Source organism: Streptomyces sp. NPDC050619, from assembly GCF_040654815.1.
Classification (GTDB): Bacteria; Actinomycetota; Actinomycetes; order Streptomycetales; family Streptomycetaceae; genus Streptomyces.
Map to the genome: position 1 here is coordinate 1 of NZ_JBFAIR010000030.1, position 23,111 is coordinate 23,111.

Sequence of the window (23,111 nt, forward strand, 5' to 3'; positions counted from 1 at the left end):
CGGCAACGTGGTCGTCGTCTCCACCCGCGACTGCTCCCTCCAGCGCCGCCACCAAAAACTCGTCGAGGAAGCCCCGGCACCCTTCCTCACCGAGGACCGAGGGCGACTGGTCGTAGATGACGGCGAGTGTGCGCAGGTCGTCCTGGCGGATCGACAGCACCTTGCCGTTGTAGTCACCGCGCTGGGACTGGATCGTCGCCGCATAGCGCTGGAGCGGGCCCGCCTTCTCGGCCGGCACATGGGCCAGCCGCTCCAGGTCCAGGACCAGCTTCGGCGGCGGCTCGGCGGCGCCGCCCGGCGTGGTGCCCGGCAGCAGCTCCTGCACCGGAACGCCGTAGAAATCCGCCAGCTCGGCGAGGCGCTGCACGGTCACGGCACGGTCGCCGCGCTCGTACGAACCGACCACGACGGCCTTCCAGCGCCCCTGGGACTTCTCCTCGACACCGTGGAGGGAAAGGCCCTGCTGGGTGCGGATGGCCCGGAGCTTGGCCCCGAGCTGCTTGGCGTATTCGCTGGACATATAGCTCCCCGGACACTGTGTCGACGCGGCTGGGTCTTTTCCGTGCCGCGCGGCTGGTAACTCACTGTGAGGTTACGCAGCGTTACTCTGCCGCGTCAAGCCGAATGGTCCACACCGGCTCTTCCGTGGTAACGGTGACCGATTGAGCCAAGGGGGTGATGGAGGGTGTCGGGCGGCCTGCTACCGTGGATGGCGCAAATCCGACGTCCTTTAAGGTCCGTCCCGTGAGGCGGAGAAGGAGGTCCGTTTCGTATGGACACTCAAGCGTCCGATGCAAGGCCCGTTCTCGAAGGCCCTGACATCGCGCGGGTACTGACCCGCATCGCCCACGAGATCGTCGAGCGCGCCAAGGGCGCCGACGACGTGGTGCTCCTCGGCATTCCCACCCGGGGTGTCTTCCTGGCCCAGCGGCTCGCCGCCAAGCTGGAGCAGATCACCGAACGCAAGATCCCGGTCGGCTCCCTCGACATCACCATGTACCGCGACGACCTGCGCATGCATCCGCCGCGTGCGCTGGCCCGCACCGACATCCCCGGTGACGGCATCGACGGCAGACTGGTCGTCCTCGTCGACGACGTGCTCTTCTCCGGCCGTACCATCCGCGCCGCTCTCGACGCCCTGAACGACATCGGGCGCCCGCGCGCGGTGCAACTCGCGGTCCTCGTCGACCGCGGCCACCGCGAACTGCCCATCCGCGCCGACTACGTCGGCAAGAACCTCCCCACGTCGCTGCGGGAGACGGTCAAGGTCCTGCTCGCCGAGGAGGACGGTCGCGACACCGTGCTGCTCGGTGCGAAGGCCTCCCCGACGCGCGAGCAGTAGCGGCGCTCAGTCGTACCTCCCTGAGTGCGCCCCTGCACACCCGCGTTCTCCCGACCTGAACTGCCTTACGGAGCCTGACAGATGCACCGTCATCTCATCTCGGCCGCCGACCTCACCCGCGACGACGCCGTCCTGATCCTCGACACCGCCGAGGAGATGGCCCGGGTCGCCGACCGGCCGATCAAGAAGCTGCCGACCCTGCGCGGCCGTACCGTCGTCAATCTCTTCTTCGAGGACTCCACCCGCACCCGGATCTCCTTCGAGGCCGCCGAGAAGCGGCTGTCCGCGGACGTCATCAACTTCTCCGCCAAGGGATCCAGCGTGTCCAAGGGCGAGTCCCTCAAGGACACCGCCCAGACCCTCGAAGCCATGGGCGTCGACGCCGTCGTCATCCGGCACGGTGCCTCCGGAGCGCCGTACCGCCTCGCCAACTCCGGCTGGATCGACGCGGCCGTCATCAACGCCGGCGACGGCACCCACCAGCACCCCACCCAGGCCCTGCTCGACGCCTTCACCATGCGCCGGCGACTGGTCGGCCGGGACGCCGGGATCGGCCAGGACCTCGCAGGCCGGCGCATCACGATCGTCGGCGATGTCCTGCACAGCCGGGTCGCCCGCTCCAACGTCGACCTGCTGCACACCCTCGGCGCCCAGGTCACCCTGGTCGCCCCGCCGACCCTGGTGCCGGTCGGCATCGAGTCCTGGCCCTGCGAGGTGTCGTACGACCTCGACAGCACGCTGCCCAAGTCCGACGCGGTGATGATGCTGCGCGTGCAGCGCGAGCGCATGAACGCGGCCTTCTTCCCGACCGAGCGCGAGTACTCCCGGCGCTACGGCCTCGACGGCGACCGCATGGCGCGGATGCCCGAGCACTCCATCGTGATGCACCCCGGCCCGATGGTCCGCGGTATGGAGATCACCGCCCAGGTCGCCGACTCGGAGCGCTGCACCGCGATCGAGCAGGTCGCCAACGGAGTCTCCATCCGGATGGCCGTGCTCTATCTGCTGCTGGGCGGCAACGAGTCCGCCGTCAGCCACACCCGTACCGAGGAGAAGTAAGACACATGAGCAAGATCCTGATCCGTGGTGCGAAGGTGCTCGGCGGCGATGCGCAGGACGTGCTGATCGACGGTCCGACGATCGCCGAGGTGGGCGCCGGTCTGAGCGCCGAGGGCGCCGAGGTCGTGGAGGCCGACGGCAAGGTGCTGCTGCCGGGCCTCGTCGATCTGCACACCCATCTGCGCGAGCCCGGCCGTGAGGACTCCGAGACCGTCCTGACCGGTACCCGGGCGGCCGCGAGCGGGGGTTACACCGCCGTGTTCGCCATGGCCAACACCTTCCCCGTCGCCGACACCGCCGGAGTCGTCGAGCAGGTCTACCGGCTCGGCCAGGAGCACGGCTACTGCGATGTGCAGCCGATCGGTGCCGTCACCGTCGGCCTGGAGGGCAAGAAGCTCGCCGAACTGGGCGCGATGTACGAATCCGCGGCCGGCGTCACCGTCTTCTCCGACGACGGCAAGTGCGTCGACGACGCCGTGATGATGCGGCGCGCGCTGGAGTACGTGAAGGCCTTCGGCGGGGTCGTCGCCCAGCACGCGCAGGAGCCGCGGCTGACCGAGGGCGCCCAGATGAACGAGGGCGTCGTCTCCGCCGAGCTGGGGCTCGGGGGCTGGCCGGCGGTGGCCGAAGAATCGATCATCGCCCGGGATGTCCTGCTCGCCGAGCATGTCGGCTCCCGCGTCCACATCTGCCACCTGTCGACCGCCGGGTCCGTCGAGATCGTGCGCTGGGCCAAGTCCCGCGGCATCGACGTCACCGCCGAGGTCACCCCGCACCACCTGCTCCTCACCGACGAGCTGGTGCGGACGTACAACCCGGTCTTCAAGGTCAACCCGCCGCTGCGCACCGAACGCGACGTCCTCGCCCTGCGTGAGGCGCTCGCCGACGGCACGATCGACGTCGTCGCCACCGACCACGCCCCGCACCCGCACGAGGACAAGGACTGCGAGTGGGCCGCCGCCGCCATGGGCATGGTCGGCCTGGAGACCGCGCTGTCGGTGATCCAGGCGACGATGGTCGACACCGGGCTGCTCACCTGGGCCGGCGTCGCCGAGCGCATGTCGTTCAAGCCCGCCCAGATCGGACGGGCGAAGGGGCACGGCCGTCCGGTCTCGGCAGGTGAGCCCGCCAACCTCACGCTCCTCGACACGGCATACCGTGGGTCCGTGGACCCCGCGGGCTTCGCCTCGCGCAGCCGCAACACCCCGTACGAGGGCCGCGAGCTGCCGGGCCGTGTCACGCACACGTGGCTGCGGGGCAAGGCCACGCTCGTCGACGGGAAGCTCACGTGACACCTGTAATGCTGCTGGCCGCCGAGAAGGAATCGGCTCAGGTCACCGACTGGGCCGCCCGCATCGGCTGGCTCGTCGGACTCGCCCTCTTCGTCGCGCTCGTCTACTGGCTGATGCGCGAGGGCTGGAAGTGGCGCGGCACGCTCCAGGGCGACCTGCCCCAACTGCCCAGCGTGCCGGACGACCCCGGCCCGGCGAGACTGAGCATGAGCGGCCGCTACCACGGCTCCACCACCGCCGGGCAGTGGCTGGACCGCATCGTGGCGCACGGCCTGGGCACCCGCAGCCGGGTCGAGCTCACTCTGACGGACGCGGGACTGGACGTCGTACGCCCCGGGGCAACCGACTTCTTCGTCCCGGCCGCCGCGCTGCGCGAGGCCCGGCTGGACAAGGGCATCGCGGGCAAGGTCCTGACCGAGGGCGGTCTGCTCGTGGTCACCTGGGCGCACGGCGACCGGCTGATCGACTCCGGGTTCCGCTCCGATCGCGCGGCCGAGCACAGCGAGTGGGTCGACGTCCTCAACTCCATGATCGAAACCAACAGCACGGAAGGCGCCGAACGATGACGACCTCCACCAGGGGAGCCAGCAAGACTCCCGCCGTACTCGTCCTGGAGGACGGCCGGATGTTCCGCGGCCGCGCCTACGGGGCCGTGGGGGTGACCTTCGGCGAGGCCGTGTTCTCCACCGGCATGACCGGCTACCAGGAGACCCTCACCGACCCTTCGTACCACCGCCAGGTGGTCGTGATGACCGCCCCGCACGTCGGCAACACCGGCGTCAACGACGAGGACCCCGAGTCGAAGCGGATCTGGGTCGCGGGTTACGTCGTACGCGACCCCGCACGCGTGCCGTCCAACTGGCGCTCCCGCCGCTCGCTGGACGACGAACTGGCGGGGCAGGGCGTCGTCGGCATCAGCGGCATCGACACCCGCGCCCTGACCCGGCACCTGCGCGAGCGCGGCGCCATGCGGGTCGGCATCTTCTCCGGCAACGCGCTGCCCGACGAGGGCACCATGCTCTCCGAGGTGCGCCAGGCCCCCGAGATGAAGGGCGCGAACCTCTCCGCGGAGGTCGCCACCAAGGAGGCGTACGTCGTCCCGGCGATCGGCGCGAAGAAGTTCACCGTCGCCGCCGTCGACCTCGGCATCAAGGGCATGACCCCGCACCGGATGGCCGAGCGCGGCATCGAGGTGCACGTGCTGCCGGCGACGGCGACCGTCGAGGAGGTGTACGCCGTCCGGCCCGACGGCGTGTTCTTCTCCAACGGACCGGGCGACCCGGCCACCGCCGACCACCCGGTCTCCCTCATGCGGGCGGTCCTGGAGCGCGGCACCCCGCTGTTCGGCATCTGCTTCGGCAACCAGATCCTGGGCCGCGCCCTCGGCTTCGGCACCTACAAGCTGAAGTACGGCCACCGCGGCATCAACCAGCCGGTGCAGGACCGTACGACCGGCAAGGTCGAGGTCACCGCGCACAACCACGGCTTCGCCGTCGACGCCCCGCTCGACAAGGTCTCCGAGACCCCCTACGGCCGCGCCGAGGTCTCCCACGTCTGCCTTAACGACAACGTGGTGGAGGGTCTGCAACTCCTCGACCGCCCGGCCTTCAGCGTCCAGTACCACCCCGAAGCGGCAGCCGGCCCGCACGACGCCGCCTACCTGTTCGACCGCTTCACGTCTTTGATGAGCACCGTCCAGATGGAGGGCCAGCGTGCCTAAGCGCACCGATATCCAGTCCGTCCTGGTCATCGGCTCCGGCCCGATCGTCATCGGCCAGGCCGCCGAGTTCGACTACTCCGGCACCCAGGCGTGCCGGGTCCTCAAGGCCGAGGGCCTGCGGGTCATCCTGGTCAACTCCAACCCGGCGACGATCATGACCGACCCGGAGATCGCCGACGCCACCTACGTCGAGCCCATCACCCCGGAGTTCGTCGAGAAGATCATCGCCAAGGAGCGGCCGGACGCGCTGCTGCCGACGCTCGGCGGCCAGACCGCCCTCAACACCGCGATCTCCATGCACGGGCAGGGTGTGCTGGAGAAGTACGGCGTCGAGCTGATCGGCGCCAACGTCGAAGCCATCAACAAGGGCGAGGACCGCGACCTCTTCAAGGACGTCGTCGAGGCCGTCCGCGAGAAGATCGGGCACGGCGAGTCCGCCCGGTCCTACATCTGCCATTCGATGGACGACGTGCTCAAGGGGGTCGAGCAGCTCGGCGGCTACCCGGTCGTGGTCCGCCCGTCCTTCACCATGGGCGGCGCCGGCTCCGGCTTCGCGCACGACGAGGAGGAGCTGCGCCGGATCGCCGGCCAGGGCCTGACCTTGTCTCCCACCACCGAGGTGCTCCTGGAGGAGTCCATCCTCGGCTGGAAGGAGTACGAGCTGGAGCTGATGCGCGACAAGAACGACAACGTCGTGGTCGTCTGCTCCATCGAGAACTTCGACCCGATGGGCGTGCACACCGGTGACTCGATCACCGTCGCCCCCGCGATGACGCTGACCGACCGCGAGTACCAGCGGCTGCGCGACATCGGCATCGCGATCATCCGCGAGGTCGGCGTCGACACCGGCGGCTGCAACATCCAGTTCGCGGTGAACCCGGTCGACGGCCGCATCATCGTCATCGAGATGAACCCGCGCGTGTCGCGCTCCTCGGCCCTCGCCTCCAAGGCGACCGGCTTCCCGATCGCGAAGATCGCCGCGAAGCTGGCCGTGGGCTACACGCTGGACGAGATCCCGAACGACATCACGGAGAAAACCCCGGCTTCCTTCGAGCCGACGCTCGACTACGTCGTCGTCAAGGCGCCGCGGTTCGCCTTCGAGAAGTTCCCGTCCGCCGACTCCACGCTGACCACGACCATGAAGTCGGTCGGCGAGGCCATGGCGATCGGCCGCAACTTCACCGAGGCGTTCCAGAAGGCGCTGCGCTCGCTGGAGAAGAAGGGCAGCCAGTTCACCTTCGTGGGCGAGGTGGGTGACAAGGACGCTCTCCTCGCCGAATCCGTCCGGCCGACCGACGGCCGGATCAACACCGTCATGCAGGCCATCCGGGCCGGAGCGAGTCAGGAGGAGATCTTCGAGGCGACGAAGATCGACCCGTGGTTCGTCGACCAGCTCTTCCTGATCAAGGAGATCGCGGACGAGCTGGCCGCCGCCGACAAGCTGGAGCCGTCGCTGCTGGCCGAGGCCAAGCGGCACGGTTTCTCCGACCAGCAGATCGGCGAGATCCGGGGGCTGCGCGAGGACGTGGTGCGCGAGGTGCGGCACGCGCTGGGCGTGCGCCCGGTGTACAAGACCGTCGACACCTGCGCCGCCGAGTTCGCCGCGAAGACGCCGTACTTCTACTCCTCCTACGACGAGGAGAGCGAGGTCGCCCCCCGCGAGAAGCCGGCCGTCATCATCCTGGGCTCCGGGCCCAACCGCATCGGCCAGGGCATCGAGTTCGACTACTCCTGCGTCCACGCCTCCTTCGCGCTGAGCGCCGCCGGGTACGAGACCGTGATGGTCAACTGCAACCCCGAGACGGTCTCCACGGACTACGACACCTCCGACCGCCTGTACTTCGAGCCGCTGACGCTGGAGGACGTGCTGGAGATCGTCCACGCGGAGGCGCAGGCCGGTCCGATCGCGGGCGTCATCGTGCAGCTCGGCGGCCAGACCCCGCTGGGCCTGGCACAGGCGCTGAAGGACAACGGCGTGCTGGTCGTCGGTACGCCCCCCGAGGCCATCCACGCCGCCGAGGACCGCGGCGCCTTCGGCCGGGTCCTCAAGGAGGCCGGCCTGCCGGCCCCCAAGCACGGCACCGCCACCACCTTCTCCGAGGCCAAGGCCATCGCCGACGAGATCGGCTACCCGGTCCTGGTGCGGCCGTCGTACGTCCTCGGCGGGCGCGGCATGGAGATCGTGTACGACGAGACCCGGCTGTCGTCCTACATCACCGAGTCCACCGAGATCAGCCCCTCCCGGCCGGTCCTGGTCGACCGCTTCCTCGACGACGCGATCGAGATCGACGTCGACGCCCTCTACGACGGTGAGGAGCTGTACCTCGGCGGTGTCATGGAGCACATCGAGGAGGCCGGTATCCACTCCGGCGACTCGGCGTGCGCGCTGCCCCCGATCACGCTCGGCGGCTTCGACATCAAGCGGCTGCGGGCCTCCACGGAGGCCATCGCCAAGGGCGTCGGGGTGCGCGGCCTGATCAACATCCAGTTCGCTATGGCCGGCGACATCCTCTACGTCCTCGAAGCCAACCCGCGTGCCTCGCGCACCGTCCCCTTCACCTCGAAGGCGACCGCGGTGCCGCTGGCGAAGGCCGCCGCCCGGATCTCCCTGGGCGCGACCGTCGCCGAGCTGCGCGCGGAGGGACTGCTGCCGGCGACCGGCGACGGCGGCGAACTCCCGCTGGACGCGCCGATCTCCGTCAAGGAGGCGGTCATGCCGTGGTCCCGCTTCCGGGACATCCACGGGCGGGGCGTCGACACGATCCTCGGCCCGGAGATGCGCTCCACCGGTGAAGTCATGGGCATCGACTCGGTGTTCGGCACGGCGTACGCCAAGTCGCAGGCCGGCGCGTACGGTCCGCTGCCGACCAAGGGCCGCGCCTTCATCTCGGTCGCCAACCGCGACAAGCGCTCGATGATCTTCCCGGCCCGCGAACTGGTCGCCCACGGCTTCGAGTTGCTCGCCACCTCCGGTACCGCCGAGGTGCTCAAGCGCAACGGCATCAACGCCAAGGTCGTACGCAAGCAGTCCGAGGGCGTCGGCCCGAACGGCGAGAAGACCATCGTCCAGCTCATCCACGACGGCGAGGTCGACCTCATCGTCAACACCCCCTACGGCACCGGCGGCCGCCTCGACGGCTACGACATCCGTACGGCGGCCGTGGCGCGGTCCGTGCCGTGTCTGACGACCGTCCAGGCGCTGGCCGCGGCCGTCCAGGGCATCGACGCCCTCAACCACGGTGACGTGGGCGTCCGTTCGCTCCAGGAACACGCGCGGCACCTGACGGCGGGCCGGGACTGACACCATGTACCGACTGTTCTTCAGTGTGTTCTTCACCCGCATGGACCCGGAGAGCGCCCATCACCTGGCCGTCGGCTGGATTCGTCTCGCGGCCCGCGTCCCGGTGCTGCGTACGTTCGTCGCGGCTGTGCTGGCTCCGCGCTACAAGGAGTTGCGCACCGAGGCCTTCGGGCTGCGGATGCACGGACCCTTCGGGCTCGCCGCCGGCTTCGACAAGAACGCCGTCGCCATCGACGGCATGTCGATGCTCGGCTTCGACCACGTGGAGATCGGCACGGTGACCGGGGAGCCGCAGCCGGGCAACCCCAGGAAGCGGCTGTTCCGGCTCGTGCGGGACCGGGCGCTGATCAACCGCATGGGCTTCAACAACGAGGGCTCACTGGTGGTCGCCGCCCGGCTGGCCTCGCATACGCCCGTCTTCAAGACGGTCGTCGGTGTCAACATCGGCAAGACCAAGGTCGTACCTGAGGAGGAGGCCGTCCGCGACTATGTGAAGTCGACCGAGCGGCTCGCGCCGTACGCCGACTACCTGGTCGTGAACGTGTCGTCGCCGAACACGCCGGGACTGCGCAATCTTCAGGCCACCGAGGCGCTGCGCCCGCTGCTGAGCGCCGTCCGCGAGGCCGCCGACAGCAGGGTGACCTCGCGCCACGTCCCGCTGCTGGTGAAGATCGCGCCCGACCTCGCGGACGAGGACGTCGACGCGGTCGCCGACCTGGCCGTCGAGCTCGGCCTGGACGGGATCATCGCCACCAACACCACGATCGCGCGCGAGGGACTCGGTCTGACATCCGAACCCTTGGTGGTGAAGGAGACCGGCGGGCTCTCCGGAGCTCCGCTCAAGGCACGCTCCCTGGAGGTGCTGCGCCGCCTCTACGCGCGCGTGGGCGACCGGATCACCCTCGTGGGCGTCGGCGGCATCGAGAACGCCGAGGACGCCTGGCAGCGGATCCTGGCGGGTGCCACCCTGGTCCAGGGCTACAGCGCGTTCGTCTACGAGGGGCCCTTCTGGAGCCGCGCCGTCCACAAGGGGCTCGCCGCCCGCCTGCGCACCAGCCCGTACGCCACGCTTGCCGACGCGGTCGGCGCCGACGTCGTGAGGAAGACGGTATGAGCGCCCACCCGTCGCCCGACCACCACCCCTCAACGAAGCCCTCCGGGCCGCAGCGCCTTTCTGGAGAACCCTTCGGCGCGCGCCTGCGTCGCGCCATGGACGAGCGCGGCCCTCTGTGCGTCGGCATCGACCCGCACGCGTCCCTGCTCACCGAGTGGGGCCTCAGCGACGACATCGCCGGCCTGGAGCGGTTCAGCCGCACGGTCGTCGAGGCGATGGCCGACCGGGTCGCCGTCCTCAAGCCGCAGAGCGCCTTCTTCGAGCGCTTCGGGTCGCGCGGCATCGCCGTCCTGGAGAAGTCGGTCGAGGAGGCGCGGGCGGCCGGCGCGCTGGTCGTGATGGACGCCAAGCGCGGCGACATCGGCTCGACCATGGCCGCGTACGCCGAGTCCTTCCTCCGGAAGGACGCCCCGCTGTTCTCGGACGCGCTGACCGTCTCGCCGTATCTCGGCTACGGCTCGCTGAGCCCGGCCGTCGCGCTGGCGCGGGAGAACGGCACAGGGCTGTTCGTGCTGGCGCTGACCTCCAACCCGGAGGGCGCCGAGGTGCAGCAGGCCGTGCGGACGGACGGGCGCGACGTGGGAGCGACGATGCTGGCCCACCTGGCCGCGGAAAACGCGGGAGAGGGGCCCCTGGGCTCCTTCGGGGCGGTCGTGGGCGCCACGCTCGGCGATCTGTCCTCGTACGACCTCGACATCAACGGTCCGATCCTGGCGCCGGGCATCGGCGCCCAGGGGGCCACTCCGGCCGATCTTCGCGGCGTCTTCGGGGCCGCGGTGCGCAATGTCGTCCCGAACGTCAGCAGGGGTGTGCTGCGGCACGGTCCCGACGTCCTCGCACTGCGCGGGGCCGCGGACCGGTTCGCGGAGGAGATCCGGGCCGCGGTGGACGCCGTCTGAGTCGCTCGAGCCACTCGCCCAAGTCCTCCGATGAGTGGTTCGAGGCCCACTTGAGTCTGAATACATTCTCAAATCCAGGGCAGTATGTCTGAAATGTCCGGCCTGACGGAGGCTGACCAGGACTTTTCCGCTGTTCTCGCTGACTCTGGCGGACTTGGCCGCTAGTCTCCGACGAGTGGGGGCACCTCCCACGCTTTTAATGCAGTGGGGGACAACGGGCAAGCGTGTTGCTCGTGGCTCCCCAGGTGTGGGGCGACTAGGTTCCTCACCGGTCCGTATCCGACAGTTCGACATCCGAGGTGACGTAGGCGTGGCTCTTCCGCCCCTTACCCCTGAACAGCGCGCAGCCGCGCTCGAAAAGGCCGCCGCGGCTCGCCGGGAGCGGGCCGAGGTCAAGAATCGACTCAAGCACTCCGGCGCCTCCCTGCACGAGGTCATCAAGCAGGGCCAGGAGAACGACGTCATCGGCAAGATGAAGGTCTCCGCGCTGCTTGAGTCACTGCCTGGCGTGGGCAAGGTCCGCGCCAAGCAGATCATGGAGCGACTCGGCATCTCCGAGAGCCGCCGCGTACGCGGCCTCGGTTCCAACCAGATCGCCTCCTTGGAGCGTGAGTTCGGCAGCACCGGCTCCTGAACCCGGGTACTCCGGGAAGGGAGTCCCGGGCAGTCCGGGATTGCTGGAATAATCGCTGCATGAGTGAACGTCCGCGGCTGACCGTGCTCTCCGGCCCCTCCGGGGTCGGCAAGAGCACGGTCGTCGCCCATATGCGCAAGGAACACCCCGAGGTCTGGCTCTCGGTGTCGGCGACGACCCGCAGGCCCCGCCCCGGCGAGAAGCACGGAGTCCAGTACTTCTTCGTCACCGACGAGGAGATGGACAAGCTGATCGCCAACGGCGAGTTGCTGGAGTGGGCCGAATTCGCCGGCAACCGGTACGGCACGCCTCGTGCGGCCGTGCTGGAGCGCCTGGAGGCGGGTGAGCCCGTCCTCCTGGAGATCGATCTCCAGGGCGCCCGGCAGGTCCGCGAGTCCATGGCGGACGCCCAGCTGGTGTTTCTGGCTCCTCCCTCCTGGGAGGAGCTCGTGCGCAGACTCACCGGACGGGGCACCGAGCCGCCCGAGGTGATCGAGCGCCGTCTGGACGCGGCCAAGGTCGAACTGGAGGCAGAGCCGGAGTTCGATGTGACCTTGGTCAACACCTCCGTCGAGGATGTGGCTCGTGAGCTGCTAGCCTTGATGGATGTTGTGTGATCACGACTGTTGTGATCACAACCGATCTTTTCCCATCCATCGGAAGGTAGAGCGTGTCCTCTTCCATCTCCGCGCCCGAGGGCATCATCAACCCGCCGATCGACGAGCTCCTCGAGGCCACCGACTCGAAGTACAGCCTCGTGATCTACGCGGCCAAGCGTGCCCGCCAGATCAACGCGTACTACTCGCAGCTCGGCGAGGGTCTTCTCGAGTACGTCGGTCCGCTCGTCGACACCCACGTCCACGAGAAGCCGCTCTCGATCGCCCTGCGCGAGATCAACGCGGGTCTGCTGACGTCCGAGGCCGTTGAGGGCCCGGCGCAGTAATATTTTCGGCTTGCAGTTGGCTTTTCCACAGGCCCGGCAGCGCTACTGCCGGGCCTGTGGTGTGTGATGGGGACGTAGGTTTTCCGAGGTCGCAGGTTTTCCGAGGTCGGGGAGAAGCGGTGGACAAGCCGAAGGTCGTTCTGGGCGTCAGTGGTGGCATCGCCGCGTACAAGGCCTGTGAGCTGCTGCGCAGACTGACGGAATCGGGCCACGACGTCCGGGTCGTGCCCACCGCCTCCGCCCTGCACTTCGTCGGCGCCGCCACCTGGTCGGCCCTCTCCGGCCACCCGGTCTCGACCGAGGTCTGGGACGACGTCCACGAGGTCCCGCACGTCCGTATCGGGCAGCACGCCGACCTGGTGATCGTCGCCCCGGCGACCGCAGACACGCTCGCGAAGGCCGCCCACGGCATCGCCGACGACCTCCTCACGAACACCCTGCTCACCGCCCGCTGCCCGGTCGTCTTCGCCCCGGCCATGCACACGGAGATGTGGGAGCACCCGGCCACCCAGGAGAACGTGGCGACGCTGCGCCGCCGCGGCTCGGTCGTCATCGAACCGGCCGTCGGCCGCCTCACCGGCGTCGACACCGGCAAGGGCCGGCTGCCCGAGCCCGCCGAGATCTTCGAGGTCTGTCGCCGTGTCCTGGCTCGGGGCGGCACCGAACCGGACCTCGAGGGCCGGCACGTCGTCGTCAGCGCCGGCGGCACCCGTGAGCCCCTCGACCCCGTCCGCTTCCTCGGCAACCGCTCCTCCGGCAAGCAGGGCTACGCCCTGGCCCGCACCGCCGCCGCGCGGGGCGCCCGGGTCACGCTGGTCGCGGCGAACACCGGCCTGCCGGACCCGGCGGGCGTGGACGTCGTCCCGGTCGGTACCGCCGTGCAACTGCGCGAGGCGGTGCTGAAGGCGGCTGCGGACGCCGACGCGGTCGTGATGGCCGCGGCGGTCGCCGACTTCCGTCCGCAGACCTACGCGGCCGGGAAGATCAAGAAGAAGGACGGCCAGGACCCGGACCCCATCGTCCTGGTACGGAATCCGGACATCCTCGCGGAGATCTCGGCCGACCGCGCCCGCCCCGGCCAAGTGATCGTCGGTTTCGCCGCCGAGACGGACGACGTGCTGGCCAACGGGCGTACGAAGCTGGAACGCAAGGGCTGCGACCTCCTTGTGGTGAACGAGGTGGGGGAGCGCAAGACATTCGGCTCCGAGGAGAACGAGGCCGTGGTGCTGGGCGCCGACGGCAGCGAAACGCCAGTTGCGCACGGCCCGAAGGAGGCCTTGGCCGAAACTGTGTGGGGCCTGGTGGTGGAACGCCTGAGCTGAGTGTTTCCTTCGGCTCAGCGACCGCTCGGCCCTCGCAGATTGAGGCGTGGCGACCCTGGCCAAGGCCACTGTGGATTGGGCAGAATGCCCGTGCCGCAGGTCACAGCGCTCCCAAGAGGCGAGACAGGGGGCCGGTGGCCGAGCGCGACCGATAAACTGTGCACGGACGACGCCGGGCGCAGCCCCCGTCCCGTCCGCCAATGATCAGCCAGCAGCCGCTGCAACCCCAGGGAGCGTTGTGTCCCGTCGCCTGTTCACCTCGGAGTCCGTGACCGAGGGTCACCCCGACAAGATCGCTGACCAGATCAGTGACACCATCCTCGACGCGCTTCTGCGCGAAGACCCGAACTCCCGGGTCGCCGTCGAGACGCTGATCACGACCGGCCTGGTGCATGTGGCCGGTGAGGTCACCACCAAGACCTACGCACCCATCGCGCAGCTCGTGCGCGACAAGATTCTCGAGATCGGCTACGACTCCTCGAAGAAGGGCTTCGACGGCGCCTCCTGCGGCGTGTCGGTGTCGATCGGAGCGCAGTCCCCGGACATCGCCCAGGGCGTCGACACGGCCTATGAGTCGCGGGTCGAGGGTGATGAAGACGAACTGGACCGCCAGGGCGCGGGTGACCAGGGCCTGATGTTCGGTTACGCGACCGACGAGACCCCCACCCTGATGCCGCTGCCGATCTTCCTGGCGCACCGCCTGTCGAAGCGCCTGTCCGAGGTCCGCAAGAACGGCACCATCCCCTACCTGCGCCCGGACGGCAAGACGCAGGTCACCATCGAGTACGACGGCGACAAGGCGGTCCGCCTGGACACGGTCGTGGTCTCCTCGCAGCACGCCTCCGACATCGACCTCGAGTCGCTGCTGGCCCCCGACATCCGCGAGTTCGTCGTGGAGCCGGAGCTGAAGGCCCTCCTGGACGACGGCATCAAGCTCGACACCGAGAGCTACCGCCTCCTGGTGAACCCGACCGGCCGCTTCGAGGTCGGCGGCCCGATGGGCGACGCGGGCCTGACCGGCCGCAAGATCATCATCGACACCTACGGCGGCATGGCCCGCCACGGCGGCGGTGCCTTCTCCGGCAAGGACCCGTCCAAGGTGGACCGCAGCGCCGCCTACGCGATGCGCTGGGTCGCCAAGAACGTCGTCGCCGCGGGCCTGGCCTCCCGCTGCGAGGTCCAGGTCGCGTACGCGATCGGCAAGGCCGAGCCGGTCGGCCTGTTCGTCGAGACCTTCGGCACCGCCCAGGTCGACACCGAGAAGATCGAGAAGGCGATCGACGAGGTCTTCGACCTCCGCCCGGCCGCCATCATCCGCGACCTCGACCTGCTCCGCCCGATCTACGCCCAGACCGCGGCGTACGGCCACTTCGGCCGCGAGATTCCCGACTTCACGTGGGAGCGCACGGACCGCGTGGACGCGCTGCGGAAGGCCGCGGGGCTGTAGGGGCCAATCGCTTGGTGTGAGGCCCGGTTTCCCTCTGGGGGAGCCGGGCCTCGGCACGTTCCGGCCGGCCGACCGCCGTCGGATGTCAGTGGCGTTTGGTAAGAATGCAAGCGTGAGCAGCGAGGACGGGGCGGTGGGCGGCGGGGCCGAAGGGGCGCCGCCCGAGCAGCTTGCGCTTATCCGGGAGAGTGTGCGGGAGGCCAAGGCACCCCGGGCGAAGCCTCGGACGTGGCGGGGGGCCGCGCTGGCCAAGGAACTGCCGGTCGCGCGGGTGCTGGTCGACAAAGGGGTGCTTCATCTCGATCGGTACTTCGACTACGCCGTGCCCGAAGAGCTCGATGCGGACGCGCAGCCCGGGGTGCGGGTGCGGGTGCGGTTCGGGGCCGGGCGGCATCGGGTGCGGGACGGACGCCGGGAGGGCGGGGGGCTGATCGGCGGGTTTCTCGTCGAGCGGCTCGCGGAGTCCGATTACTCCGGGCCGCTGGCCGCGCTGGCCCAGGTCGTCTCGCCCGAGCGGGTGCTCAGTGCGGAGCTGCTGGGGCTGGCTCGGGCCGTCGCCGATCGGTACGCGGGCAGTCTCGCCGATGTGCTTCAGCTTGCCGTGCCGCCGCGCAATGCGCGGGCCGAGCAGCGGCCCTCGCCCGAACCGTTGCCGCCCCCCGGCGCTCCCGAGGTGGGGTCCTGGGGGCGGTACGAGCGCGGGGCCGCGTTTTTGGAGGCGCTGGGCTCAGGGGGTGCGCCGCGTGCGGTGTGGAACGCCTTGCCCGGGCCCGAGTGGAGCGACGAGCTGGCGCGGGCTGTCGGGGCGACCTTGGCCTCCGGCCGAGGTGCGCTGATCGTGCTGCCGGACGGGCGGGCGGTCGCGCGCGTCGACGCCGCGCTGACGGCGCTGCTGGGGGAGGGACGGCATGCGGTGCTCACCGCCGACGCCGGGCCCGAGAAGCGGTATCGGGAGTGGCTGGCTGTGCGGCGGGGGTCCGTACGGGCCGTCATCGGGACGCGGGCCGCCATGTTCGCGCCGGTTCAGGAGCTCGGGCTGGTCGCCATCTGGGACGACGGCGACGACAGCCACAGCGAGCAGCACGCGCCCCAGCCGCATGCGCGGGAGGTGCTGTTGCTGCGGGCCGCCCAGGACAAGTGCGGCTTCCTGCTGGGGAATTGGGGTTGCACCGTCGAGGCCGCGCAGCTGGTGGCGAGCGGGTGGGCCCGGCCGCTCGTCGCCGGACGGGACCAGGTGCGGTCCGCCGCGCCGCTCGTCAGGACCGTCGGGGACCTGGACCTCGCGCGGGACGAGGCGGCGCGGGCCGCCCGCCTGCCGACCCTGGCCTGGCAGGTCGTCAAGGAGGGACTGCGGCACGGGCCGGTGCTCGTCCAGGTGCCCCGGCGTGGGTACGTACCGAGGATGGCCTGTGCCAACTGCCGGGCGCCGGCGCGCTGTCGGCACTGTTCGGGGCCCTTGGAGGCGCAGGATTCAGGGGCCGCCTTGCGGTGCGGGTGGTGCGGGCGTGAGGAGGGTGCCTGGCACTGTCCGGAGTGCGGGGGACACCGGTTGCGGGCGCAGGTCGTGGGGGCGCGGCGGACCGCCGAGGAACTGGGGCGGGCGTTTCCGGCCGTTCCGGTGCGGACGTCGGGGCGCGAGCAGGTCCTGGACACCGTGCCGTCGGCACCCGCGCTCGTGGTGAGCACGCCGGGCGCCGAGCCCGTCGCCGAGGGCGGGTACGCGGCCGCCCTGCTGCTGGACGGCTGGGCCATGCTCGGGCGGCCCGATCTGCGCGCCGGTGAGGACGCGCTGCGGCGGTGGATCGGTGCGGCGGCGCTGGTACGGCCGCAGGGCGCGGGGGGCACGGTCGTGGTCGTCGCCGAGCCCACCCTGCGGCCCGTGCAGGCGCTCGTGCGGTGGGATCCCGTCGGGCATGCGGTGCGGGAGCTCGGTGAGCGGGCCGAGCTGGGGTTTCCGCCGGTGTCGCGGATGGCCGCCGTGTCGGGGGACGCGGAGGCGGTCGCCGAGTTTCTGCGCGCGGTGGAACTGCCTGGGGATGCCGAGCTGCTGGGGCCCGTGCCGTTGCCCGTCACGCCCGTGGGGCGTCCACGTCGGGTGGGGGGGCCGCCTCCGGGCGAGCGCTGGGAGCGGGCGTTGATCCGGGTGCCCCCGGGGAGCGGCGCGGCGTTGGCGTCCGCGCTGAAGGCCGCGCAGGCGGCGCGGATGGCGCGTGGGGGTGGGAGCGGGGGTGGGGAGGCCGCGGTTCGGGTGCGGATTGATCCGCCCGATATCGGGTGAGTGGGGGGCGAGGTGGTTGTGGGTGTGTGTTCGGGGTGGGTGGGGGTGAGGTGGCTGTGTGTGCGCTCCTGCGAGGGACGGGGGTGAGGTGGCCCTGTGTGTGCGCTCGTGTGAGCGGTGGGGTGGGGTGGCCGGCGTGTGCGTGCGGGTGAGGTGATCTGGCCGATGGCGACATGTGTCTGCCCTCCCGGATGCGTGCCGGGAGGGCAGTGCAGGGGCGGGGAAGGTCAGCCGTTGCGGGGGCCGGGGAAGGCCGTCGGCCTGGCCTCGTCGCGGAGTGCCGGGCTGCCCGCCGTCGGCTGGGTCGGCATGGAGCGGGCGGCGGGGACCGTCGGCACCGTGGAGATGCCGGTGCCCACGTTGACCGTGCGGGAGGCCGAGGGGTCCGTCGTCCGCTCGGTTTCGGCGGCCGCCTGGGCGGTGGCGCGGCGGGCGCCGTACCGGCGGTGCACCGCCTGCTTGGTGACTCCGAGGGCTGATCCCACCGCGTCCCACGAGAAGCCGAGTGAGCGGTCGAAGTCCACGGCGGCCGTGACCAGGGTCTCGACACTGTCCCGCAGTTCCTGGGCGAGACGGACCGTCGGGGCGGGGGCGCGTCCGTAGACGACGAAGCCCGTGGACGGGCCGGAGCGGCGCGGGCGGTAGACGTTGCCCAACTGGGCGGTGAGGGTGCGCAGTGCGTCCACCTGCCGGCGGACCCGCTCGATGTCCCGCACCAGCAAGTGCAGGCTGGCCCGAGCCTGGGCGTCGTGGGTTGCGTGGTCGGCCATGAACAAGCCTCTCGAACCGGCGTTGAAAAGGATCGGGCCGCGCGAATGCGGCCCGCTGTGGTCAACTCTGTCTTGACCAACGCGGATTCGCTCCGCGGGTCACGCATGGGGGGCGCGTGGGGATATTTGTGCGCCCCTGTGTTGGGGGTTCGCGCCTCGGCCTTCGGCCTCGGATTTTTTCCCACCCGTGCACCACCCGTTTCCAGTTGGACGAAGAAGTGGACCTCTCCTGTGGGGCTCACTCGCCGTCGGCGGCTTTCCGCTCGTGGTCGTCCGGGGTCATAGACTTGTGCGCTGGCCCGACCAACCCCGCCCGAGAGGCCCGAACCCACCCATGAAGCTCGTCTTCGCCGGTACCCCCGAGGTCGCCGTTCCCGCTCTGGACGCTCTGCTCGCCTCCCGGCGGCACGAGGTGGCCGCCGTCGTCACGCGGCCCGACGCGCCGGCCGGGCGTGGGCGCAGGCTGGTCGCGTCTCCCGTCGCCGAGCGGGCCGAGGAGGCCGGGATCGAGGTGCTGAAGCCCGCCAAGCCGCGGGATCCGGAGTTCCTGGAGCGGCTCAAGGAGATCGCTCCGGACTGCTGTCCCGTCGTCGCCTACGGCGCCCTCCTGCCCAGGGCGGCCCTCGACATCCCCGCCCACGGCTGGGTCAACCTGCACTTCTCGCTGCTGCCCGCCTGGCGCGGGGCCGCGCCCGTGCAGCACGCCATCATGGCGGGAGATGAGATCACCGGGGCCACCACCTTCCTCATCGAGGAAGGGCTCGACTCCGGGCCCGTCTTCGGGACGGTGACCGAGACCATCCGGCCCACCGACACCAGCGGCGACCTGCTGACTCGGCTTGCGTTCGCGGGGTCCGGGTTGCTCGCCGCGACCATGGACGGAATCGAGGACGGCGCGCTGAAGGCCGTACCGCAGCCGGCCGAGGGGATCACCGTCGCCCCGAAGATCACCGTCGAGGACGCCCAGGTGGAGTGGTCCGCGCCCGCGCTGCGCGTGGACCGGGTGGTGCGCGGGTGCACGCCGGCGCCCGGTGCCTGGACCGTCTTCCGGGGCGAGCGGCTCAAGCTCATCCAGGTCCGGGCTGTGCCCGAGCGGACCGACCTCGCCCCCGGCGCGCTAGCCGTCGGCAAGAACGACGTCCACGTCGGCACGGGTTCGCACGCCGTCGAGCTGCTGTGGGTGCAGGCTCAGGGCAAGAAGCCGATGAAGGCCGCCGACTGGGCGCGCGGGGCGCGTATCGGCGACGGCGAGACCCTCGGCGCGTGACGCGGGGGGCCGCGGACTTACGCTTGGTGCGTATCCCATTCTGAAATCCGGAGCACCTTTTTCGTGAGTGATCAGCCCCGTCGGCCCCGCAAGACCGGCAGCACCAACACCGGCAAGACCGGCAAACCCTACCGTCGGCCCCAGAAGGACCCCGTCCGCCTTCTCGCCTTCGAGGCTCTACGCGCCGTGGACGAGCGGGACGCGTACGCCAACCTCGTCCTGCCGCCGTTGCTGCGCAAGGCGCGGGAAAAGGCGGGACCCGGCAAGTTCGACGGGCGGGACGCCGCGCTCGCGACCGAGCTGGTGTACGGGACGCTGCGGTGGCAGGGGACGTACGACGCCGTCATCGCCGCGTGTGTGGACCGGCCGCTGCGAGAGGTCGACCCGCCGGTGCTCGACGTTCTCAGTCTCGGTGCGCATCAGCTGCTCGGGACGCGGATCCCGACGCACGCCGCCGTGTCCGCCTCCGTCGAGCTCGCCCGTGTCGTGCTCGGCGACGGGCGGGCCAAGTTCGTCAACGCAGTGCTGCGCAAGGTCGCCCAGGACGATCTCCAGGGATGGATCGCGAAGGTCGCGCCGCCTTACGACCAGGACCCCGAGGACCATCTCTCCGTCGTGCACTCGCACCCTCGCTGGGTCGTCTCCGCGCTGTGGGACTCGCTCGGCGGCGGGCGGGCCGGTATCGAGGAGCTGCTGGAGGCCGACAACGCGCGGCCCGAGGTGACCCTGGTCGCCCGGCCGGGGCGGGCCACCACGGACGAGCTGCTCCGGGAGGACGCCGCGCTGCCCGGGCAGTGGTCGCCGTACGCCGTGCGGCTGTCCGAGGGCGGCGAGCCCGGTGCCGTCGAGGCCGTACGGGAAGGCCGGGCGGGGGTGCAGGACGAGGGCAGCCAGCTGGTGGCCCTCGCGCTCGCCAACGCGCCCCTCGACGGGCCGGACGAGAAGTGGCTCGACGGATGCGCCGGGCCCGGGGGCAAGGCCGCGCTGCTCGCCGCCCTCGCCGCCCAGCGCGGGGCGATGCTGCTCGCCGCCGAGAAGCAGCCGCACCGGGCGGGGCTGGTGGCCAAGGCCCTCGACGGGAATCCGGGGCCCTATCAGGTCATCGCCGCCGACGGGACCCGGCCGCCGTGGCGGGCCGGCTCCTTCGACCGGGTGCTGATGGACGTGCCGTGCACGGGGCTCGGTGCCCTGCGGCGGCGGCCCGAGGCGCGGTGGCGCAGGCGTCCGGAGGACCTGGAGGGGTTCGCGCCGTTGCAGCGCGGTCTGTTGCGTACGGCCCTCGACTCCGTGCGGGTCGGCGGGGTCGTCGGCTACGCCACCTGTTCGCCGCACCTCGCCGAGACGCGGGCCGTCGTGGACGACGTGCTCAAACATCGTCCCGAGGCCGAACTCATCGACGCCCGCCCGCTCCTTCCCGGCGTACCGGACCTGGGCGACGGTCCCGACGTACAGCTGTGGCCGCACCGGCACGGGACCGACGCCATGTATCTGGCGCTCATTCGGAGGACTGGCTGACCCGTTCCTCGGGCTCGCGGGTCGCCGGCGCCCCGCCGGCCTCCCTGGCCAGCCGGTGCGGCCACCACACCTTCGGGCCCACGTCCAGGAACAGGGACGTGACCAGCACCGACCGCACGATGAAGGTGTCCAGGAGCACGCCGAGCGCCACCGCGAAGCCGAGTTCGGCGAAGGCGACCATCGGGAGGGTGGCGAGAGCCGCGAAGGTGCCCGCGAGGACCAGGCCCGCAGAGGTGATGACCGCACCGGTCGCGGCCAGGCCCGTCACCGCGCCCTTGCGCGTGCCCTGGTGAGCGGCCTCCTCGCGGACGCGTGTGGTCAGGAAGATGTTGTAGTCGATGCCCAGGGCGACCAGGAAGACGAAGACGAACAGCGGGAAGTCCGTCGACTCGCCCGCGTAGTCGAACACGTACCGGAACGCGAGCGCGCTGATGCCGAGCGCGGCGGCGAACGACAGGATCACCGTCCCGATCAGCAGTAGCGGGGCGATCAGCGCGCGCAGCAGCCCGCACAGGATCAGCAGGACGACGACCAGCACCAGCGGGATGATCAGGATGTTGTCATGGGTGGTCGCCTCGTCCATGTCCAGCAGGGTCGCCGTCCCGCCGCCCACCTGGGCGTCGGCGTCCGGCACCGCGTGCGCGGCGTCCCGGACCCGTTCCACGGTCTGTTTCGCGGCCTCGCTGTCGGCGGGGTCGGTCATGGTGGCCTCGAAGAGCACCTTGCCCTCGAAGGACGGTTCGGTGCCCGGTGGCAGGCCCAGCGACTCGGGGACGACCCCCGGGGTGGCGGCGACCGCCTCGCCGACCTGCCGCGCCTGAGCCTGGTTGCTGATGACGACGAGTGGATCGCCGCTGCCCGCCGGGAAGTAGCGCGCCGAGACCTCCTGGCCGACGATCGAGTCCGGTTTCCCGGTGAACGCGTCCGCGTTGCTGATGCCCTCGGCGCGCAGCTGGATCAGGCCGAGCGAGCAGATCGCCAGCACCGCCGCGGTGACGCCCCAGACCATCCGGGGGCGGCGGGCCATACGGCTGCCCATGCGGGCCCAGACCCCTGTGTCGGCCGGGTTGGCCGCGCCGAGGTGCGGGATCACCGGCCAGAAGATCCAGCGGCCGAAGATCACCAGCAGGGCCGGGAACAGCGTCATCATCGCCAGCAGGGCGACCGCGACGCCGATGGCGGCGACCGGGCCGAGACCGCTCGTCGAGTTCATCTCGGCCACCACCAGCACCAGCATGCTCAGGACGACGGTGGCGCCGGAGGCGAGGACCGCCGGGCCCGCGCGGTGCAGGGCCAGCGCCATCGCCTCGTGCCGGTCCTTGTGGCGGCGCAGTTCCTCGCGGTAGCGGGCGACCAGCAGCAGGGCGTAGTCCGTCCCCGCGCCGAACACGAGCACCGTCAGGATTCCGGCGCTCTGCCCGTTGACGGTCAGGCCCGCGTGCTCCGCCAGGAAGTAGATCAGGGCCTGCGCGGTGAACAGGGCGGCGACCACCGAGAGCAGGGGGATCAGGATGAGGGTCGGGCTGCGGTAGGTGATGAGCAGCATCACGATGACGACGGCCATCGCGGAGATCAGCAGCGTCGAGTCGATGCCCTCGAAGGCCTCGGAGAAGTCGGCCGAGGTGCCGCCCGGGCCCGTGATGTGCACGGCGAGCCCGTCGCCGCCCTTGCCGACCTCGTCGCGGATGGAGTCGACCGCGGGCGCGATCCGCTCCCAGCCCTTCTCGTCCATCGTGATCGGCACGAGGATCTGAGCCGCGCGCGGGTCGGTCGGCCGGTCGTAGACCGGGCCCCGGGTCTCGGCGCCGCGGATGCCGTGGTCGGTCAGCTGTTTGAGCTGCCGCACGTCCTCGGAGATCGCCGCCCGGTCCTGTGCCGTCAGGCCGCTCTCGCGCGCGTACACGACGACCGCGGGGATCTGTTCCGGCCTGAAGTCCTCGGAGAGCTCCAGGACTTGGGTCGACTCGGCCGAGCCGGGCAGCCACGAGGCCGCGTCGTTGTCCTGCGCGTCGGTGAGTTTCTGGGCGAAGGGCGCCATCAGGAACAGCGCCGCGAGCCACAGCACCAGCACCAGCCACTTGGCACGCCGCCCGCACACCAGATACGCGATGCCGCGCTGCCTCTGTGGCTTCTCCTGGATCTCCGCCATGGTGTTACCCCCGCAACCGTGCGTCGAGCCGGTCGGCGGCCCAGCATGGCACGCGCGCG

18 protein-coding genes and 2 pseudogenes are annotated in these 23,111 nt (G+C 70.7%); 17 read left to right on the top strand and 3 right to left on the bottom strand.

Translation table 11 applies throughout. The features are described from left to right. Positions 1-7: 7 nt before the first annotated feature. Positions 8-58: pseudogene (locus AB0I77_RS37505) on the top strand (hypothetical protein); the annotation flags it as partial. Positions 59-82: 24 nt separating this feature from the next. Here the strand turns inward: AB0I77_RS37505 and bldD are convergent. Next, a pseudogene (gene bldD, locus AB0I77_RS37510) lies at positions 83-520 on the bottom strand (transcriptional regulator BldD); the annotation flags it as partial. 252 nt (positions 521-772) lie between these two features. On the opposite strand from bldD, the gene pyrR reads away from it, so the two are divergent. The 14 genes from pyrR (at position 773) to AB0I77_RS37580 (ending at position 17,351) form a co-directional block, all read left to right on the top strand. Next, positions 773-1,342, top strand: coding sequence for a bifunctional pyr operon transcriptional regulator/uracil phosphoribosyltransferase PyrR (pyrR, locus tag AB0I77_RS37515; protein WP_363287268.1), 570 nt, complete (start codon positions 773-775; stop codon positions 1,340-1,342). 81 nt (positions 1,343-1,423) lie between these two features. Continuing rightward, the gene (locus tag AB0I77_RS37520) at positions 1,424-2,401 is read left to right on the top strand and encodes an aspartate carbamoyltransferase catalytic subunit (RefSeq protein ID WP_363287269.1); all 978 of its coding nucleotides are present in this window, start codon (positions 1,424-1,426) and stop codon (positions 2,399-2,401) included. Positions 2,402-2,406: 5 nt separating this feature from the next. Next, positions 2,407-3,693, top strand: coding sequence for a dihydroorotase (locus AB0I77_RS37525; RefSeq protein WP_363287270.1), 1,287 nt, complete (start codon positions 2,407-2,409; stop codon positions 3,691-3,693). Further along, entirely contained in the window at positions 3,690-4,259 is a 570-nt protein-coding gene (locus tag AB0I77_RS37530; RefSeq protein WP_363287271.1) for a hypothetical protein, read from the top strand. Before AB0I77_RS37525 ends, AB0I77_RS37530 begins: the two co-directional genes overlap by 4 nt. Continuing rightward, the gene (gene carA / locus AB0I77_RS37535; protein ID WP_363287272.1) at positions 4,256-5,413 is read left to right on the top strand and encodes a glutamine-hydrolyzing carbamoyl-phosphate synthase small subunit; all 1,158 of its coding nucleotides are present in this window, start codon (positions 4,256-4,258) and stop codon (positions 5,411-5,413) included. The genes AB0I77_RS37530 and carA overlap by 4 nt, the downstream gene beginning before the upstream one ends. Next, positions 5,406-8,714, top strand: coding sequence for a carbamoyl-phosphate synthase large subunit (carB, locus tag AB0I77_RS37540; RefSeq protein WP_363287273.1), 3,309 nt, complete (start codon positions 5,406-5,408; stop codon positions 8,712-8,714). The genes carA and carB overlap by 8 nt, the downstream gene beginning before the upstream one ends. Before the next feature lie 4 nt (positions 8,715-8,718). Then, the gene (locus AB0I77_RS37545) at positions 8,719-9,828 is read left to right on the top strand and encodes a quinone-dependent dihydroorotate dehydrogenase (RefSeq protein WP_363287274.1); all 1,110 of its coding nucleotides are present in this window, start codon (positions 8,719-8,721) and stop codon (positions 9,826-9,828) included. Next, the gene (gene pyrF / locus AB0I77_RS37550) at positions 9,825-10,727 is read left to right on the top strand and encodes an orotidine-5'-phosphate decarboxylase (RefSeq protein WP_363287275.1); all 903 of its coding nucleotides are present in this window, start codon (positions 9,825-9,827) and stop codon (positions 10,725-10,727) included. The genes AB0I77_RS37545 and pyrF overlap by 4 nt, the downstream gene beginning before the upstream one ends. Before the next feature lie 310 nt (positions 10,728-11,037). Continuing rightward, positions 11,038-11,361, top strand: a complete 324-nt coding sequence (locus AB0I77_RS37555) for an integration host factor (RefSeq protein ID WP_003977346.1) — start codon at positions 11,038-11,040, stop codon at positions 11,359-11,361. A gap of 59 nt (positions 11,362-11,420) precedes the next feature. After that, positions 11,421-11,978 carry a guanylate kinase gene (gene gmk / locus AB0I77_RS37560; protein ID WP_363287276.1) on the top strand — a complete coding sequence of 186 codons (558 nt, stop codon included), beginning with the start codon at positions 11,421-11,423 and terminating at the stop codon, positions 11,976-11,978. Positions 11,979-12,031: 53 nt separating this feature from the next. After that, the gene (gene rpoZ, locus AB0I77_RS37565) at positions 12,032-12,304 is read left to right on the top strand and encodes a DNA-directed RNA polymerase subunit omega (RefSeq protein WP_003988945.1); all 273 of its coding nucleotides are present in this window, start codon (positions 12,032-12,034) and stop codon (positions 12,302-12,304) included. Between the two features lie 119 nt (positions 12,305-12,423). After that, a complete protein-coding gene (gene coaBC, locus AB0I77_RS37570; RefSeq protein ID WP_363287277.1) occupies positions 12,424-13,626 on the top strand; it encodes a bifunctional phosphopantothenoylcysteine decarboxylase/phosphopantothenate--cysteine ligase CoaBC in 1,203 nt (400 codons plus the stop codon). 238 nt (positions 13,627-13,864) lie between these two features. Then, positions 13,865-15,073 (top strand): methionine adenosyltransferase, encoded by a 1,209-nt coding sequence (gene metK / locus AB0I77_RS37575; protein WP_363287278.1) that lies wholly within the window; start codon positions 13,865-13,867, stop codon positions 15,071-15,073. A gap of 112 nt (positions 15,074-15,185) precedes the next feature. After that, positions 15,186-17,351: a primosomal protein N' gene (locus AB0I77_RS37580; RefSeq protein ID WP_363287279.1), complete on the top strand. Its 2,166-nt coding sequence runs from the start codon at positions 15,186-15,188 to the stop codon at positions 17,349-17,351. A 227-nt stretch (positions 17,352-17,578) separates the two neighbouring features. Here AB0I77_RS37580 and AB0I77_RS37585 read toward each other — a convergent pair whose 3' ends face one another. Beyond that, a complete protein-coding gene (locus AB0I77_RS37585; RefSeq protein ID WP_363287280.1) occupies positions 17,579-18,121 on the bottom strand; it encodes a hypothetical protein in 543 nt (180 codons plus the stop codon). A 334-nt stretch (positions 18,122-18,455) separates the two neighbouring features. On the opposite strand from AB0I77_RS37585, the gene fmt reads away from it, so the two are divergent. Both fmt and AB0I77_RS37595 read left to right on the top strand, forming a co-directional pair. After that, on the top strand, positions 18,456-19,388 hold the full coding sequence (gene fmt, locus AB0I77_RS37590) for a methionyl-tRNA formyltransferase (RefSeq protein WP_363287281.1): 933 nt from the start codon (positions 18,456-18,458) through the stop codon (positions 19,386-19,388). Positions 19,389-19,451: 63 nt separating this feature from the next. Then, positions 19,452-20,903 carry a transcription antitermination factor NusB gene (locus tag AB0I77_RS37595; RefSeq protein WP_363287282.1) on the top strand — a complete coding sequence of 484 codons (1,452 nt, stop codon included), beginning with the start codon at positions 19,452-19,454 and terminating at the stop codon, positions 20,901-20,903. Here AB0I77_RS37595 and AB0I77_RS37600 read toward each other — a convergent pair. Then, entirely contained in the window at positions 20,884-23,052 is a 2,169-nt protein-coding gene (locus AB0I77_RS37600) for an MMPL family transporter (protein ID WP_363287283.1), read from the bottom strand. The genes AB0I77_RS37595 and AB0I77_RS37600 overlap by 20 nt on opposite strands. Positions 23,053-23,111 lie beyond the last annotated feature (59 nt).

What these genes read in the sequence shown, in the direction of transcription:
- pyrR (WP_363287268.1), top strand. Translation starts at nt 773, where the DNA reads ATGGACACTCAAGCGTCCGATGCAAGGCCCGTTCTCGAAGGCCCTGAC.
- AB0I77_RS37520 (WP_363287269.1), top strand. Translation starts at nt 1,424, where the DNA reads ATGCACCGTCATCTCATCTCGGCCGCCGACCTCACCCGCGACGACGCC.
- AB0I77_RS37525 (WP_363287270.1), top strand. Translation starts at nt 2,407, where the DNA reads ATGAGCAAGATCCTGATCCGTGGTGCGAAGGTGCTCGGCGGCGATGCG.
- carA (WP_363287272.1), top strand. Translation starts at nt 4,256, where the DNA reads ATGACGACCTCCACCAGGGGAGCCAGCAAGACTCCCGCCGTACTCGTC.
- AB0I77_RS37545 (WP_363287274.1), top strand. Translation starts at nt 8,719, where the DNA reads ATGTACCGACTGTTCTTCAGTGTGTTCTTCACCCGCATGGACCCGGAG.
- pyrF (WP_363287275.1), top strand. Translation starts at nt 9,825, where the DNA reads ATGAGCGCCCACCCGTCGCCCGACCACCACCCCTCAACGAAGCCCTCC.
- gmk (WP_363287276.1), top strand. Translation starts at nt 11,421, where the DNA reads ATGAGTGAACGTCCGCGGCTGACCGTGCTCTCCGGCCCCTCCGGGGTC.
- AB0I77_RS37585 (WP_363287280.1), bottom strand. Translation starts at nt 18,121, where the DNA reads ATGGCCGACCACGCAACCCACGACGCCCAGGCTCGGGCCAGCCTGCAC.
- fmt (WP_363287281.1), top strand. Translation starts at nt 18,456, where the DNA reads ATGAAGCTCGTCTTCGCCGGTACCCCCGAGGTCGCCGTTCCCGCTCTG.
- AB0I77_RS37600 (WP_363287283.1), bottom strand. Translation starts at nt 23,052, where the DNA reads ATGGCGGAGATCCAGGAGAAGCCACAGAGGCAGCGCGGCATCGCGTAT.